Raw genomic sequence first — 14,929 nt, forward strand, 5'->3', positions numbered from 1 at the left:
ATAATAAAACATGTAAGTAAGAAATGAATAAAATGCACTTTGAAGTGCATTGGAAATTGGTTAGCATAATACTATGGGAACCATCCACACAAAAAAATGATTAATTAATCCAAGACTTAACATTTGATTAATAGAACTGTAAGGTTTAAAATTACAGTATAGATTTAAGAAGTGAGTTGTCATCATCTGTAAATGTAGTTTCAATCATTTTATAAAAGAAGCATGAAAAGAAACGAATAGTAGAAATAAACGAAACATTGCCGAATAAATAATATTACGTGTATTTGATTCTAAACTGTAATTTTTTTTAATACATTTCAATAACCGATATTTAAAATGTACGTTTCATAAAGAACATTAAAGGAGTGAGTGAAATATGGTGGTTTTATATACAACAGCAAGCTGTGGTTCATGCCGAAAAGCGAAAGCATGGCTGGAAGAGAATCAAATTGATTATACTGAAAAAAATATCGTATCCAATTCTATGACAGTGGATGAACTTAAATCCATTCTTCGTTTAACTGAAGAGGGTGCTACTGAAATTATTTCAACTAGATCCAAAACTTTTCAAGACTTAAATATAAATATAGATGAGCTTTCGCTGAATGAATTTTATAAATTAATAATTGAGCATCCGCTAATGTTGCGTCGCCCAATTATGCTGGACGAGAAAAGATTACAGATTGGTTTTAATGACGAAGAAATTCGTAAATTTTTACCACGTAGCGTTCGAACGTTCTTAAATATTGAACTGCAAAAGTTGGCTAATTAATAAGTAATATTTTTCAAGAAAAGTTTTTTGAAAGGAGGAAACCGGAGATGATAGAAGTATGTGTTACAGTCAATTATAACGATAGAAATTATCAAACAAATGTTATTGTGAATAAAGATACGATATGGACAAAAATCAAACAGTTGGCAGAAGAACAAGTCAAAAAACAGTGGGGCTTTTAATTTGGATTATTTAAAAATTGAAGTTATAGGTTAGAGATTATAACTAAACCTAATATTTGTCAGCGATTAAATATAAAAAAATTTTTGAAAGGAGGAAGCAAAAAATGATAGAAGTATGCGTTACAGTTAATTATAACGATAGAAATTATCAAACAAATGTTATTGTGAATAAAGATACGATATGGACAAAAATCAAACAGTTGGCAGAAGAGCAAGTGAAGAAACAATGGAGTCTTTAAATGTATTTTTAATTTAAAAAGCGAAATGGAGTTATGGGATATAGGTGAGTTCGGATAGAATATAAAAGAATTTATTTCTTTATGATTAGAATGAATTTTATATATTTTAATGTTCGACTAACGTATCTGTAATATTTATGGCTACAGTAAGTTAACATGCCAGAAACATTATTCTTTATCGTAGGAGGAAAACCATGAGCAGCGACTTTACCTTGGCCATTCACAGTTTAACTTATTTAGCTCTACAGCCAGACCGAATGTCAACAAGTAATGCTATTTCAGAAAGTGCAGGTGTTCACCCAGTACGCATTCGTAAAGTGCTAAGTTTGTTAAAAAAACATAAGTTTATTCAATCAAAAGAGGGGACTGGTGGAGGTTTTATTTTTGCTCGGGATTTAAGTGAAGTTAACCTCTGGCATATTTATCAAATAACCTCTGAAGGTGCGTTGCAACCTAAGTGTCCGGAATCAAATGATCAGTGTATTGTAGGTTTGAATATGCAAAAAGTTCTCTTCACTATTTTTTTAGGTGCGGAAGAACATCTAGGTGAATACTTAAAGAACTATACAATGCAAGAAATTGTTGATCTTATCAATCAAGAACGTTAAACGGCTTAAATGTTATATAGTCGTAAGTTTTTAAAAATTAAATGTAATAGAAAATATTACAGTTTAATTTTGTTTTTTATTTCTTGTTTATCGTCATTAAAAATAATTTGTAAGAAGGTGAAAAAGTATGATGTCAAATAATAATCATGTTTTAAAAGTAGGAGATTGGGTTCGAGGAGTATCAAATGAGGGTGAATTCATAGTTGGTTACATTGTATCACTTGATGAAGCGGAAGATGTAGTTACAGTTAGTATAGTGAAACGTGACGACAAGTACACAATAAACGAAGCGATTTTACTCTTTAGTAAACATGTTAACAAGCTCCCTGAATCAAAGGTAATAAATAAGGAGCAAATCCTTTATCTTATAGACCTTGCATTATTAACAGGAGACGAAGAATGGTTTATCGAGCTTTCTTCAAAATTAAACTCGATCAAAGAGTTAGTTAATGAGGGGTTTTAATTTGTTAGGTTGTGCAATAATCAATAAAATCCTCTCTTTTGTTGCATCTTATTAAAAGAGAGGATTGATGTTATGGAAATAAGACTAACAATGGTTAGCATTATGTGTTTTCTTAGTTTTATATTACCCTGTATTTCTGTTCAGGCAATTGTAAAAAAGGAAAATAATATAAACGTAAACTTTGACATAGAGATATTCCTGAAGAAGAGTTAAAAAAACTAGAATTAAGATGACATTGTATTGAGGTGTTTGCACACTCCTGATAATGATTATTATGTAAATAAGCTGCCTGATATGGGTAGCTTATTTTATTTTTTTTCGTTTAGCGTAGTTTTTTTAAGTGTTAGTGGTCTCTTATTGCCATAAAGTAAAAAACGTATCTTCCTAAAAATGTATATCAATGCAATAGCGATAATATATATCCTAAAAAATGGTTTATACATTCAAAACGATATTTATTTTTAATTACATTAATTGTTTATTAGAATATCTTTTCTAGTTTGAAATAAAATTTTTTGACAAATAAGGATATAAATATCTGTATGATGAGTAACTTGAATAAGTAATATATTATTGTATTTTATGCTAATTAATTCAATTTTAAGTGATAGGAACAAGGGTTGAGTGCTAACTGTAAATTATTATCCATATAAAATTATACCTATTAAATATTTCTGAAAATATAAAAATATTAATTTTATAAATATACACGTTATAATGAGGGCGTCGAGAGAAATTTTATTATCTCTGGAGAAAATATAAAAAATGCGATTATTAGTAAGAAAGGTGTGTGATTAGAGGCGAAATGTATGTAAAGTGCTTCAGTGGCTTGTGTAATCAATACCATAAATGCTGCCGAAGTTATTAAAGTGATGTATAGAATTGAGAAAGAAATGCCTCGCAAATTAAGAGAGGCCGGTTTAGCTAAATTTACTGTTAAAAGTAAAAAAGAGAAACCATTAAAGTAATACACTGTTATTAGAAATGTTGCAACGTATTTATGAAGTCTATTCTATATTGTTCTCTTAAGGGTCTTTATATAAAGAGCGGATATTACGAGTAAACTTTTTTGTGAACGCTAACAATTATATTAGGACGCTAACTAGCGAATGTTTCAATTTGGATTTATTATGATGAAGGACATGCAATGTGGGGCAACTTGTAAGGAATTCATTTTCCAAAAAAGGAAAATATTCGTTAGCTAAAAAGGGAGATGCAAGAATAGATACAAGGGGGAGTTATTATATGAACGGGAATACTGCAAAGAAAATAGAAGTTCAAGCTGAAAATACCGCACTAAAAAATGAGCAATATGCAGATCCGAAAAAGTGGCATAAGCAGGATACTACATGGGCATTGAGTCTATTTGGAACTGCAATTGGAGCAGGGGTGCTCTTTTTACCGATTAATGCAGGTTCAGGTGGTTTATTATCTTTACTACTAATTACATTACTTGCATATCCAGTTATGTACTACTCACATAGGGCACTTGCTAAAATGATATACGCTTCTAATTCTGCTGATGAGGGGATCACAGGTACAATTAGAGAGTATTTCGGAAATAAAGCGAGTATCATTTTTAACATCGTATATTTCGGTTCAATTTATACAATCGTACTAATGTATTCGGTTGCGCTTACAAATACTGCAAGTAGTTTTATCGTGCATCAATTGCACATGCCAGAACCTCCAAGGGCTATTTTATCACTTGTATTAGTTCTTGGTCTTATCGCTATACTGAATTTTGGTCAAGATATTACTGTAAAGGTAATGAGTATGCTAGTGTATCCTTTCATAGCTTCTCTACTTTTTATCGCAATATCTTTAATTCCACAGTGGAATACGTCAATGCTTAGTTTTTCAGCTGTTTCTACTGCTTCAACAGGAACAGGATATTTTGGAACGATATTAATGATTCTACCAATCATCGTATTCTCATTTAATCATTCACCTATGATTTCATCATTTGTTGTGAAACAGAGAGCTACGTATGGTATCGAAGCCACTGATGCTAAATGTGCGCAAATACAAAAGGTTTGTTATATCATGACATTTGCGGTTGTTATGTTCTTCGTCTGGAGCAGTACATTGAGTTTGACTCCAGATGATATTAAAATGGCAAAAGAGCAGAACTTATCAATCCTTTCATATCTTGCTAATGAGCTTAATTCGCCTGTAATCACTATTGCAGCTCCTATCATTGCTTTTGTGGCTATTACAAAGTCTTTCCTTGGTCACTATATCGGAGCATATGAGGTAATGCGTGACGTGATTATGAAGTTTGGTAAAACACGTGGAAAAGATATAGAAGAAAAAACAATTAAGACAATAATCCTTACTTTTGTCGTATTAACATGCTGGTATGTTGCTTATGCAAATCCAAGTATTCTTGGAATTATTGATTCACTTAGCGGTCCATTAGTTGCTGCTATCTTATGTCTATTACCGATGTATGCAATCAATAAAGTAGCGGTACTAGCTAAATACAAAGGGAAAATGAGCAACGTATTTGTTATTATTGTAGGTGTCCTTACTGTTTTAGCAAGTATTAAGTCATTATTCTAATTCACGATTGTTAGTTTTAGTGTAAAAATAGTGGATACGAAAAACTTTTTGGACAAACTTCTCACGTTGGAGAGTTTGTCCTTTTTTATTCAATCTATTAACAAACAGCCACCTTTCAGATAAGGTGGCTGCTTCGGTATTAATTTATTTTCACTATTCACGTCTAAATGGACCTTTTGGAGCAATTAGCTCTAAATTAGTACCATCTGGATCACGGAAGTAGGCAACTCCTGTACCAAATCCAGATTTCAAGCCGTCTTCTTCTTGAAAGACAATTGGATCTCCATCTGGTTCTACTCCAATTGCTTTTAGACGTTCTACAGCGGCATCAATATCTTCTACTTCAAAACAAAGATGCATCGCACTAATTTGATCATTTGAGTAAGAGGCTTTATCTGATTTAGGAACAATATATTCTAGAATGTCGATATTTAAATTGTCTAAGTGAAGGTTGGCATATTTAATACGAGTATCTTCAAGTCCTTGAGTTTGCGCCATTCTTTTTCCGCCAATTTCATCGATGTTTGATACTCTCTTACCTGTTAATGCTTCGTAAAAAACGATAGATTTTTCTAAATCACTTACTGTAATTCCAACATGATTTACTTGTGAAAAGCCTGCTGTTTTTTCACTCATTTTTGTTGCCTCCTATTTTTTAGGTGGTGTAATGTATTCGTTTCGCCAATCTTTTACTGTAATTAAAATGAGCCTTTAGTAGAAGTTCTATTCTAAGTATTTTGTAACGGGACACGAGAAATATAAGAGTGTTTTTTGATTAAAAAAGAATCTAGTATCGGCTAGGTTCTTTTTATTTTTCGTTTGTCTTAATAAAAAAATGATGAATTTGAATTACAACCATTGAGCAAAAAAGTTTGTTATTAAAAATATTATTCATTAGTACATACATTTTTAATAAGTTAAATATATTTCATAATAGTCTCTGTAAGAGGAGGATGAGTAGAAAAGTACTTTAAAGTACCTATAGCACTTTAAAGTGCGTACTTTTTATCACCCTGAATATCATTCATAATAGCACCTGTAAGAAGAAAATGAGCTTTACGGTACTAGCTACTTGATTTTACAGCAGTTTATTTAGATTTAGATTGATTGAATTGATACTTTAGAATTCAATAATTTCTCGAAATGCTAGAGTGGCATAAAACGATTATGGAGGTTAAAGATATGAGTACTTCAAATTTGAATGAAATTAGTAAACAAATTGTAAAAGAGGAGGAAACACTTCAATTTTCCTCTTTTACAAATGAAGATGCCTTGCAATTAGGTTTATTTATTGTTGAAACAGCAAAGCGAGAGGGAAAATTAATTGCTGTTGATATAACAAAAAACGGTGTGCAATTATTTCATTTCAAGATGACAGGGACAAATGAGGAAAATACGAAATGGATTGAGCGTAAAAAACGAGTTGTTTCCCTGCATGATCATAGCTCGTATTATATGCAGATACAAAGTGAAATAACTGGAATCTCATATAATGAAAAATATCTTTTAGATACTTCGGAATATGCTGCGTTTGGTGGATGCTTTCCTATCAGAATAAAAAACGTAGGGGTTATTGGAATGATAACAGTTTCAGGATTGCCGCCAGAAGAAGATCACGAATTGGTAATAAGAGCAGTTAAAAATCATTTGAATCAATAGCTGTAGCTAGTGAATAGATAATTAATTTTAGGGGGCAATACTATGCCATTAATTGAGCTAAATACTTGGCCAACGATGTCAACAGAAGAAAAAAAGGAATTTATTTATGAAGTAACTGAACTTACAATAAAACGATTAAAAATTGTCCCTGACAAAATTCAAGTGTTGATCACGGAACTTGAGAAAGAAAATTGGGGGAAGGCTGGAGCTGTAGCAAGTGATGCTACCTTTGCTGAGAAAAGTAGGGTGTCCAATTGGGAAACAAAAGAGTCTTATGATACACCGGATCGTAACGTTGATGGAATGGCTATCATTAAGATCGATATATGGAATACATTTGATCAAGAGACAAAGGATAAGTGGGTAAATGAACTTACACAATTAACCTCTAAATATACACATGCACCTTTGGATAAAGTGCTAATTCTTATTCGTGAAATGATTCCAGGAAACTGGGGACAAAGCGGTGTAACAGGAGCCGATAAAGACTTTCTTTCCAAAAGTCGTACATTTTAATGATTAAATAAAAAAGGCAAAAATGAACATATTTCTGTTCGTTTTTGCCTTTTTTGTTATTTGTCTGCGGTAATGAATATGATTTTTTACTTTTCAAGTAATACCCTCTAAAGTCGCCTCTCTAGGAAGAGTGTGTTTCTTTATATGCTACCTTTCTTCGTTGAATGTAGATGTCAATTTTTGAGCAAAATAAGCTAGGTTATGTAAATATTACTTTTTAGTACCTATAGTACTTTAAAGTACGTACTTTTTATTAGGGTGATTATCATTCATAATAGCACATGTAAGAGAGAAACAAGCTTTACGGTACTAGTAATTAACTATGTTACTTTTTAGTACCTACAGCACTTTAAAGTACGTACTATTCATTATGTTAATTGTATTTCATAATAGTACATGTGAGAGAAGAGCGAGAAGTACGGTACTAAGAAGTACCTATAGTACTTTAAAGTGCGTTCTATAAAAAGAGAATGAAACCATTCATAATAGTGTTTGTAGAGATTAAATGTATTTTTTAAAAGATAAAAGGGCCTTTTTATCGCACTATTATGATAGGAATTATAGGGAAGAGGGGAAACTTAATTGAATTCATATACAGCATCGTCTTCAGAAGTTCAGACGAATCGAAGAAGTATATTTGCGTTATTAGCGCTAGCAATTAGTGCGTTTGGGATTGGGACAACTGAATTTGTTAGTGTCGGTTTATTACCATCTATTTCGGAAGATTTACATGTATCGGTGACAACAGCTGGTTTAACAGTTTCTTTATATGCGTTAGGCGTAGCATTTGGTGCTCCAGTATTAACGTCATTAACAGCTAATATGTCACGAAAAACGTTATTAATATGGATTATGGTTATTTTCATTATTGGTAACGGGATCGCGGCTGTTTCAACAAGCTTCACTGTATTACTTATTGCGAGAATTGTGTCTGCACTTTCACATGGTGTGTTTATGTCAATTGGTTCAACGATTGCTGCGGCACTTGTACCAGAAAATAAACGTGCTAGCGCGATTGCAATTATGTTTACTGGTGTAACAGTTGCGACTATTACAGGGGCACCAATTGGAACATTTATTGGTCAACAATTTGGCTGGAGAACATCATTTTTAGCAATTGTAGTAATTGGAATTATTGCCTTAATTGCAAATAGTATTCTCATTCCATCTAATATGAAAAAGGGTACGTCTGTATCATTCCGCGATCAATTTAAACTGATCACGAACGGAAGACTGTTACTTGTTTTCATCATTACTGCACTTGGATACGGTGGTACATTCGTAACATTTACGTATTTATCTCCGTTATTACAAGAAGTAACAGGATTTAAAGCTAATACAGTTACTATCATTTTATTAGTGTATGGAATCGCAATCGCGATAGGGAATGTGATTGGCGGTAAATTATCGAACCATAATCCAATTCGAGCGCTATTTTACATGTTCTTTATTCAAGCGATTATATTATTTGTTTTAACATTTACAGCGCCATTTAAAGTAGCTGGGCTAATTACAATTATTTTCATGGGACTATTCGCATTTATGAATGTTCCAGGGTTACAAGTATATGTCGTAATGTTAGCTGAACGATTTGTACCGAGTGCTGTCGATGTTGCATCGGCAATTAATATTGCGGCGTTTAATGCTGGGATTGCTCTTGGTGCTTATTTAGGCGGTATTGTAACGAACTCGTTAGGGTTAATTCATACAGCTTGGGTAGGCGGCATTATGGTAGTAGGTGCTGTTATTTTAACGGCGTGGAGTATGTCATTAGAAAAACGAGATCAAGTAAAATAAAAGGAGAGAAAATAAAATGAAAAACTTACAAAGTACAACAACATTGCATAACGGTGTAGAAATGCCTTGGTTCGGTTTAGGTGTATTTAAAGTAGAAGAAGGACCAGAACTTGTAGAAGCAATTAAATCAGCAATTAAAGCAGGATATCGTAGTATCGATACAGCGGCGATTTATGGAAATGAAGCAGCAGTAGGTGAAGGGATCCGTGCAGGTATTGAAGCAACAGGAATTTCAAGAGAAGAATTATTTATCACTTCAAAAGTATGGAATGCAGACCAAGGATATGAAGAGACAATTGCGGCATATGAAGAGAGTTTAAAAAAATTAAAACTAGATTATTTAGATTTATATCTTGTTCACTGGCCTGTAGAAGGGAAATATAAAGATACGTGGAGAGCGTTAGAAACACTTTATAAAGAAAAGCGTGTACGTGCAATTGGCGTAAGTAATTTCCAAATCCATCATCTGCAAGATGTAATAAAAGACGCAGAAATTAAGCCGATGATCAACCAAGTAGAATACCATCCTCGTTTAACACAAAAAGAATTACAAGCTTTCTGTAAAGAACAGGGTATTCAAATGGAAGCATGGTCACCACTAATGCAAGGTCAATTATTAGATAATGAAACATTACAAGAAATTGCTGAGAAACACGCTAAAACAACAGCGCAAGTTATTTTACGTTGGGATCTTCAAAATGGAGTAATTACAATTCCAAAATCAACGAAAGAACACCGCATCATTGCAAATGCTGATGTATTTAACTTTGAGTTAACGAAAGAAGATATGGAGAAAATCGATGCGTTAAATCAAGATCACCGCGTTGGTCCAGATCCTGATAACTTTGATTTCTAAGAAAAATGAGTAAAAAGAGTGCAAAAGTTGCACTCTTTTTTTATTTTCTATTCAATAAAATGTTTCTGTTTATATTATGACTTTTAAATTACTTTAGGCGATCTAAAGAACTGATTAACAGTATTAATGTTTGACATAAAATAATGCATTCTATATTATATATGCTATAGCATGTAAATGGCGATTTATTTGGAGGTGGCATATGGACTTATATGAGTTAACAGGACATCTTGTTCATCATACTGATGTGAAGTTAACAAATTATATAATGTAAGTTTTTAGTCACATATTGCTTATAAAATTTATTGTTTATATGCTATAGCATATAAGTGTCATCTCATAACTTGTAACGGCAAAAATTTAAATGATACAGTAGATATATTATGAAACGAGGAGATTTTAGTTATGGAAAAATTCATATTAGCGTTTGATAGAGAACTTGTAATTGCAGAAAGAAAAGATTCAGTATGGAGCGTGCACTCACAGTTTGTAGGTGCTAATCCGATTGCTTTAGCTTCTGACCCATACGACCAAGAAAGAATGTATTGTGGTACTTTTGATAGGGGATTATGGAGAAGTAAAGATGGAGGAAGTTCTTGGGAAGCGATTGGTACGTTACCTTCCTTTGGTGAAGTGTTCCCAGCCGATGCTATTCATATGAGAGCTATTACAGCAGTTTCTGTATCTCGAGCGAAGGGTGATGACGGTAACGGGATCGTATATGTAGGAACTGAACCGAGCGCAATGTTTGTATCTAAAAATGGGGGGGACAGTTTTGAGCTGCTAACTGATTATCGACAAATGCCATCGTATTCATCATGGTTCTTTCCTCAACGAACATATACACACCATGTAAAACACATTGAAATTGATGCTAATAATCCAGAAACCATTTATACGACTATTGAGGTAGGTGGATTAATTAAAAGCGTAGATGGCGGTATAACATGGACTGAGGAAAAAGAGGGAAACTATCCTCAAGATATTCACGTTCTTAAATCACATCGCAATGTGCCAAATCGTTTATACGGGGTTTTAGGTGATTCATTCTTGAAAGAACCAGGTCATGAGTATGCGGAGAGCTGTGATGGAGGTAAGACTTGGAACTATATTTGTAGTGGGCTAAAGCATCATTACGCATATCAAATGGCAGTTAATCCAACTGATCCAGAAAATATTATTATTGCGACATCGTCAAATCCACACGTAGCACATGATTACAATAATGGAAATTGTGAATCATATATTTATAAGAAAGAAAAAGATCAGTCTTGGACAGAAATGAATGCAGGTTTACCAACTCCTAAAGGAACAATCATACCAGTATTAAAGGCAACAAGTGATGGAACGTTCTATTTATTTAGTAATAAAGGTGTTTATCAGTCGGTAGATGGCGGTTCAAATTGGAAGTCATTAGAGATTCCTTGGGAGAACAGATTTATGGAACAACATCCTTATGAGATGTTAATCGTTAAATAAGTGACGGGTATAGTATTAGCTACTATTCATTAAGAATGTTTAGTGGAATTTAAAATGTATTAAGCCAGGTAATGCGTTAGAAACGCTTCCTGGCTTTTTTGACCATCAATTTAACGTCTACAGTTCATATTTCTGTAAATATGAAACACGCAGGATACATGAATAGAGAATGGGTAAAATAGTACTGAATGATGACTAGATTTTATCAATGATGTTATAAGACGTTTTTTAGGTCAACTGAAGGAAGCAGTGTGTTTAGATTAAGAATGACTGGCAATTGGTGCTATGGAGTTCAATGATTTAAAAATGTACTCATTTAAACGCGTATTATCTTCGAGATGTATCATTTTGAAGAATATTAAAACTTAGGAGGAAATGAATTATGACAAAAGATTTCTATACTGCACTGAAAGAAAGACGTACTTACTATGGGATTAATAAAGAGGTACAAGTATCAGATGAAAAAATTAAAGAAATTGTGGAATTTGCTGTGAAATATACGCCTTCAGCTTTCAATTCGCAAACTGCGCGAGTAGTTGTATTATTAGGTGAAGCTCATAATAAATTATGGGATATTACAACTGAAACATTAAGAAAAGTAGTTGGAGATGGAGATTTTTCAGGAACGCAACAAAAAATGGATTCCTTTAAAGCTGGTTATGGAACAGTACTATTCTTTGAAGATGAGGCAATAGTGAAATCGCTTCAAGAAAAATTTGCTGCATATGCTGAAAACTTCCCAATTTGGTCACACCAAGCATCAGGTATGCACCAATTAGTCGTGTGGACAGGATTAGAAGCAGAGGGATTAGGGGCGTCTTTACAACATTATAATCCATTAATTGATGATGAAGTGAAAACAGAATGGAATGTTCCTGCTAATTGGAAACTAATTGCACAAATGCCATTTGGTAATCCAACAGCTGCACCAGGTGAAAAAGAATTCCAACCACTTGAAGAGCGTGTGAAATTTCATAAGTAATATTCAAATGTAATAAAGTGAAGCTTTAATTAGTAGTGGTCTTACTGTTCGCAAATAGCGGAGGAAGCTAACTGTATTGTGAAAAAAACTGTTTCGTCAAAAAAGTTTATTCGTTCTTTTTATTAATCGAGTATGTATGAATAAAAGCGTTAAAAACACTATTTTAACCTTTAAAGGAACAAGGTGATCGTTTTGATCACCTTGTTTTATTTCTTACATTTTATTTATTAAAAAACGCTAAGTTTTCATAAATGCTTGAAAAACTAGCGTTTTAATCATAGGTATCTGTAATTTGATTACTTAAAACTATATACGAAAAAGCTTTTATACTATTCCTCAAGTTCTATCCATTCCTGTGACCATTCTTCTATTCCACGAATAATAGCTTCTAAAGCAAATCCTTTTTGAGTTAAAGAATATTCTATACGAACTGGTGTCTCAGGAAAGACTTTACGTTCGACAATTCCTTCTAGTTCTAATTCTTTCAATCTTTCTGAAAGTAATCTTCCGCTAACAGGAAGAGAAGATTCAAGCGTACAAAAGCGCTGAGGTCCAGAGAAAAGTTGGTAAATAATTAGTGCTGTCCATCGTTGACTAAAAAATTTCATTCCTTTTTCAAAGCGAGGGCATAATGTAGAATCATTCATTTTCCTTCACCTCCTAAAATAAATTATATAACATCTTACTGTTAGTAACAAATGTTTTTATAATTAATTACTTGACGTAAATTAATTACGATTGTATACTCACTTACATAAAGTAACTAAGTTGTTTTATGTAACTGAAGTTCTTTTCTTTAAATGGCCAAAGTTGTAATAATACATATTGCATATAAGCTGTGAGAAAAAAGAATATCATCTGTAAAAACACTTACGTTGTGTAAGTTAAACAATAAAAAATATAACGATGGAAGGGAATTTTTTAGAGATTCTCTATACTAGGAGGTACCTAATGGTTACAACAGATACAATTCATATGTTAGAAGATAAAATTAAATTTATACATCAAGATGGAAAGGATATTTATTTAGTAGGTCCTATCAAATTGCCAATTAATTTATATGGGGAGACTAAAGTTTTCCAATGGTATTCTTGGTTGCAATGTAGTGAGGTTACAAATAGTGTAGAAGGAATTATTGAAAAACTTTCATCTATCAATTTAGCTGATATGCAACAATCTAGTGTGCTTGTATATGGTGATTTTGAGAATTCTGAAGATGCCCTAATTCGTATGCATAGTATTTGTCACACGGGTGATATCTTTGGTAGTAAACGTTGTGATTGTGGATTCCAATTAAAGCAGTCTTTACAAATGATTACAGAACATGGTTCAGGTGCTTTATTTTACTTAGCGAATCATGAAGGAAGAGGGATTGGCTTGTTTAGTAAAGCGATGACGTACCTCTTGCAAGAAAATGGATTAGATACAGTAGAAGCTAATCTAAACCTAGGTTTTGAAGATGATGTTCGAAACTATGAGGATACAATTGAAGTGTTAAAAGCGCTACGCTCAAAACCTGTAAAACTTATTACAAATAATCCGAAAAAATTAGAAGCGTTACAAAAAGCTGGATTAAATGTTACGAGTCGTGAACCGTTATGGGGTGATGTCTCAGAGTTTAATGAGAAATATTTGCAAACGAAGATCCAACGTTCTGGACATTTTGAAGGGGGACACTTACATGCTTGAGCATGAATTGTATATGAAGCTAGCACTAGAAAATGCCAAGGCTATGAAGGGACAAACCACTCCAAATCCACTGGTTGGATCTGTAATTGTAAATGATAATCGAATTGTAGGGATTGGAGCACATATGAAGGCCGGAGAACCACATGCCGAAATACATGCGATACGTATGGCGGGAGAACAAGCCCGTGGTGGTACCATCTATGTAACTCTTGAACCTTGTTCTCATCATGGTAGAACAGGCCCTTGTGCAGAAGCAATTGTACAAGCAGGAATTAAGAAGGTAGTAGTTGCTACACTTGATCCAAATCCACTTGTTTCTGGACGTGGAATTAAAATTCTGCAAGATGCTGGTATTGAAGTGCTTGTAGGAGTGTGTGAAGAAGAATCTAAAAAGATGAATGAAGTCTTTAATAAATATATTTTGACAAAGCGCCCATTTGTAACGATTAAATCGGGTGTTACATTAGATGGGAAAATTGCTACTTCTTTATCGGATAGTAAGTGGATCACATCTACAGAAGCAAGACAGGAAGTACACCAAATACGAAACGAAAATGCAGCCATTTTAGTAGGAGCGAATACTGTCCAAAAGGATAATCCATCATTGACAACGCGTATTCCAAATGGAAGAAATCCAATTCGAGTAATTTTGGACTCAACATTACGCATACCAATGGAAGCTCACGTTGTTACAGATGGAGAAGCTCCTACCTGGATATTTACAACAAGTAATCATGCAACGGAAAAAAGGAAGGCATTAGAAAATGCAGGAGTCGAAGTATTTGTTACTAGCGGAGAAAAGCATATAAACTTATATGAAATGCTTGATGTTTTAGGGGAAAAAGGAGTTTTCTCCCTGCTTATTGAAGGTGGTGGAGAGGTAAATGCTTCGTTTATTGAAAATGAATTGATGGATAAACTTATTTTATATTTCGCACCTAAAATTATTGGGGGCAGATTGGCGCCTAGCTTTGTAGAGGGGACTGGTATTACTAAAATGCAAGATGCAATTGAATTTAAGGATATATCATTTACCCAGGTTGGAAAAGATTATAGATTTATTGGTTATCCAGAATATCGGAAAGATGAGAAATAAGGAGAAAAAAGCTACTTATATTTTCC

The 14,929-nt window shown here is 33.2% G+C and carries 16 protein-coding genes and 1 pseudogene; 15 read left to right on the forward strand and 2 right to left on the reverse strand.

Annotated features, from left to right (window positions below; all coding sequences use genetic code 11):
- The first annotated feature begins 376 nt into the window (after nucleotides 1–376).
- The 7 genes and pseudogenes from spxA (at nucleotide 377) to ACQVV1_RS08035 (ending at nucleotide 4,829) form a co-directional block, all read left to right on the forward strand.
- Nucleotides 377–772 carry a transcriptional regulator SpxA gene (gene spxA / locus ACQVV1_RS08005; RefSeq protein ID WP_000261180.1) on the forward strand — a complete coding sequence of 132 codons (396 nt, stop codon included), beginning with the start codon at nucleotides 377–379 and terminating at the stop codon, nucleotides 770–772.
- 47 nt (nucleotides 773–819) lie between these two features.
- A complete protein-coding gene (locus ACQVV1_RS08010) occupies nucleotides 820–954 on the forward strand; it encodes a BA3454 family stress response protein (RefSeq protein ID WP_063221899.1) in 135 nt (44 codons plus the stop codon).
- A gap of 104 nt (nucleotides 955–1,058) precedes the next feature.
- Nucleotides 1,059–1,193, forward strand: coding sequence for a BA3454 family stress response protein (locus ACQVV1_RS08015; RefSeq protein ID WP_000573529.1), 135 nt, complete (start codon nucleotides 1,059–1,061; stop codon nucleotides 1,191–1,193).
- Between the two features lie 194 nt (nucleotides 1,194–1,387).
- A complete protein-coding gene (saiR, locus tag ACQVV1_RS08020) occupies nucleotides 1,388–1,801 on the forward strand; it encodes an Rrf2-family transcriptional regulator SaiR (RefSeq protein ID WP_242254708.1) in 414 nt (137 codons plus the stop codon).
- Between the two features lie 127 nt (nucleotides 1,802–1,928).
- Complete coding sequence (locus tag ACQVV1_RS08025) at nucleotides 1,929–2,264, forward strand: IDEAL domain-containing protein (protein ID WP_199678148.1); 336 nt, start codon at nucleotides 1,929–1,931, stop codon at nucleotides 2,262–2,264.
- A 72-nt stretch (nucleotides 2,265–2,336) separates the two neighbouring features.
- Nucleotides 2,337–2,459, forward strand: a pseudogene (locus ACQVV1_RS08030) (DUF3888 domain-containing protein); the annotation flags it as partial.
- A 1,050-nt stretch (nucleotides 2,460–3,509) separates the two neighbouring features.
- The gene (locus tag ACQVV1_RS08035; RefSeq protein WP_001014166.1) at nucleotides 3,510–4,829 is read left to right on the forward strand and encodes an aromatic amino acid transport family protein; all 1,320 of its coding nucleotides are present in this window, start codon (nucleotides 3,510–3,512) and stop codon (nucleotides 4,827–4,829) included.
- Between the two features lie 153 nt (nucleotides 4,830–4,982).
- Here ACQVV1_RS08035 and ACQVV1_RS08040 read toward each other — a convergent pair whose 3' ends face one another.
- Nucleotides 4,983–5,465, reverse strand: coding sequence for a VOC family protein (locus ACQVV1_RS08040; RefSeq protein WP_431168732.1), 483 nt, complete (start codon nucleotides 5,463–5,465; stop codon nucleotides 4,983–4,985).
- 507 nt (nucleotides 5,466–5,972) lie between these two features.
- Here ACQVV1_RS08040 and ACQVV1_RS08045 point away from each other — a divergent pair.
- The 6 genes from ACQVV1_RS08045 to ACQVV1_RS08070 all read left to right on the forward strand — a co-directional run bounded on the left by ACQVV1_RS08045 (nucleotide 5,973) and on the right by ACQVV1_RS08070 (nucleotide 12,118).
- The gene (locus ACQVV1_RS08045) at nucleotides 5,973–6,488 is read left to right on the forward strand and encodes a heme-degrading domain-containing protein (protein WP_242254704.1); all 516 of its coding nucleotides are present in this window, start codon (nucleotides 5,973–5,975) and stop codon (nucleotides 6,486–6,488) included.
- Nucleotides 6,489–6,530: 42 nt separating this feature from the next.
- Nucleotides 6,531–7,004, forward strand: a complete 474-nt coding sequence (locus tag ACQVV1_RS08050) for a tautomerase family protein (protein WP_242254702.1) — start codon at nucleotides 6,531–6,533, stop codon at nucleotides 7,002–7,004.
- A 582-nt stretch (nucleotides 7,005–7,586) separates the two neighbouring features.
- Nucleotides 7,587–8,801 carry an MFS transporter gene (locus ACQVV1_RS08055; protein WP_242254700.1) on the forward strand — a complete coding sequence of 405 codons (1,215 nt, stop codon included), beginning with the start codon at nucleotides 7,587–7,589 and terminating at the stop codon, nucleotides 8,799–8,801.
- A 16-nt stretch (nucleotides 8,802–8,817) separates the two neighbouring features.
- Nucleotides 8,818–9,657 carry an aldo/keto reductase gene (locus ACQVV1_RS08060; RefSeq protein ID WP_242254699.1) on the forward strand — a complete coding sequence of 280 codons (840 nt, stop codon included), beginning with the start codon at nucleotides 8,818–8,820 and terminating at the stop codon, nucleotides 9,655–9,657.
- 405 nt (nucleotides 9,658–10,062) lie between these two features.
- A complete protein-coding gene (locus ACQVV1_RS08065; protein ID WP_242254697.1) occupies nucleotides 10,063–11,136 on the forward strand; it encodes a WD40/YVTN/BNR-like repeat-containing protein in 1,074 nt (357 codons plus the stop codon).
- Between the two features lie 382 nt (nucleotides 11,137–11,518).
- The gene (locus ACQVV1_RS08070; protein ID WP_242254696.1) at nucleotides 11,519–12,118 is read left to right on the forward strand and encodes a nitroreductase family protein; all 600 of its coding nucleotides are present in this window, start codon (nucleotides 11,519–11,521) and stop codon (nucleotides 12,116–12,118) included.
- Nucleotides 12,119–12,447: 329 nt separating this feature from the next.
- Here the strand turns inward: ACQVV1_RS08070 and ACQVV1_RS08075 are convergent, their stop codons facing one another.
- Nucleotides 12,448–12,765: a winged helix-turn-helix transcriptional regulator gene (locus tag ACQVV1_RS08075; RefSeq protein WP_001000102.1), complete on the reverse strand. Its 318-nt coding sequence runs from the start codon at nucleotides 12,763–12,765 to the stop codon at nucleotides 12,448–12,450.
- A 304-nt stretch (nucleotides 12,766–13,069) separates the two neighbouring features.
- Here ACQVV1_RS08075 and ACQVV1_RS08080 point away from each other — a divergent pair, with 304 nt between their 5' ends.
- Complete coding sequence (locus tag ACQVV1_RS08080) at nucleotides 13,070–13,807, forward strand: GTP cyclohydrolase II (protein WP_048525124.1); 738 nt, start codon at nucleotides 13,070–13,072, stop codon at nucleotides 13,805–13,807.
- The gene (gene ribD, locus ACQVV1_RS08085; protein WP_431168733.1) at nucleotides 13,800–14,903 is read left to right on the forward strand and encodes a bifunctional diaminohydroxyphosphoribosylaminopyrimidine deaminase/5-amino-6-(5-phosphoribosylamino)uracil reductase RibD; all 1,104 of its coding nucleotides are present in this window, start codon (nucleotides 13,800–13,802) and stop codon (nucleotides 14,901–14,903) included. The genes ACQVV1_RS08080 and ribD overlap by 8 nt, the downstream gene beginning before the upstream one ends.
- Nucleotides 14,904–14,929 lie beyond the last annotated feature (26 nt).

The organism is Bacillus basilensis, from assembly GCF_050630465.1.
In the GTDB taxonomy this organism is placed as follows: Bacteria; Bacillota; Bacilli; order Bacillales; family Bacillaceae_G; genus Bacillus_A; species Bacillus_A basilensis.

Coding starts and splice junctions, on each gene's coding strand:
- ACQVV1_RS08080 (WP_048525124.1), top strand. CDS start 13,070: ATGGTTACAACAGATACAATTCATATGTTAGAAGATAAAATTAAATTT.
- ACQVV1_RS08015 (WP_000573529.1), top strand. CDS start 1,059: ATGATAGAAGTATGCGTTACAGTTAATTATAACGATAGAAATTATCAA.
- ACQVV1_RS08060 (WP_242254699.1), top strand. CDS start 8,818: ATGAAAAACTTACAAAGTACAACAACATTGCATAACGGTGTAGAAATG.
- ribD (WP_431168733.1), top strand. CDS start 13,800: ATGCTTGAGCATGAATTGTATATGAAGCTAGCACTAGAAAATGCCAAG.
- ACQVV1_RS08070 (WP_242254696.1), top strand. CDS start 11,519: ATGACAAAAGATTTCTATACTGCACTGAAAGAAAGACGTACTTACTAT.
- saiR (WP_242254708.1), top strand. CDS start 1,388: ATGAGCAGCGACTTTACCTTGGCCATTCACAGTTTAACTTATTTAGCT.
- ACQVV1_RS08065 (WP_242254697.1), top strand. CDS start 10,063: ATGGAAAAATTCATATTAGCGTTTGATAGAGAACTTGTAATTGCAGAA.
- ACQVV1_RS08025 (WP_199678148.1), top strand. CDS start 1,929: ATGATGTCAAATAATAATCATGTTTTAAAAGTAGGAGATTGGGTTCGA.
- ACQVV1_RS08050 (WP_242254702.1), top strand. CDS start 6,531: ATGCCATTAATTGAGCTAAATACTTGGCCAACGATGTCAACAGAAGAA.
- ACQVV1_RS08040 (WP_431168732.1), bottom strand. CDS start 5,465: ATGAGTGAAAAAACAGCAGGCTTTTCACAAGTAAATCATGTTGGAATT.
- ACQVV1_RS08075 (WP_001000102.1), bottom strand. CDS start 12,765: ATGAATGATTCTACATTATGCCCTCGCTTTGAAAAAGGAATGAAATTT.
- spxA (WP_000261180.1), top strand. CDS start 377: ATGGTGGTTTTATATACAACAGCAAGCTGTGGTTCATGCCGAAAAGCG.
- ACQVV1_RS08010 (WP_063221899.1), top strand. CDS start 820: ATGATAGAAGTATGTGTTACAGTCAATTATAACGATAGAAATTATCAA.
- ACQVV1_RS08035 (WP_001014166.1), top strand. CDS start 3,510: ATGAACGGGAATACTGCAAAGAAAATAGAAGTTCAAGCTGAAAATACC.
- ACQVV1_RS08045 (WP_242254704.1), top strand. CDS start 5,973: ATGCTAGAGTGGCATAAAACGATTATGGAGGTTAAAGATATGAGTACT.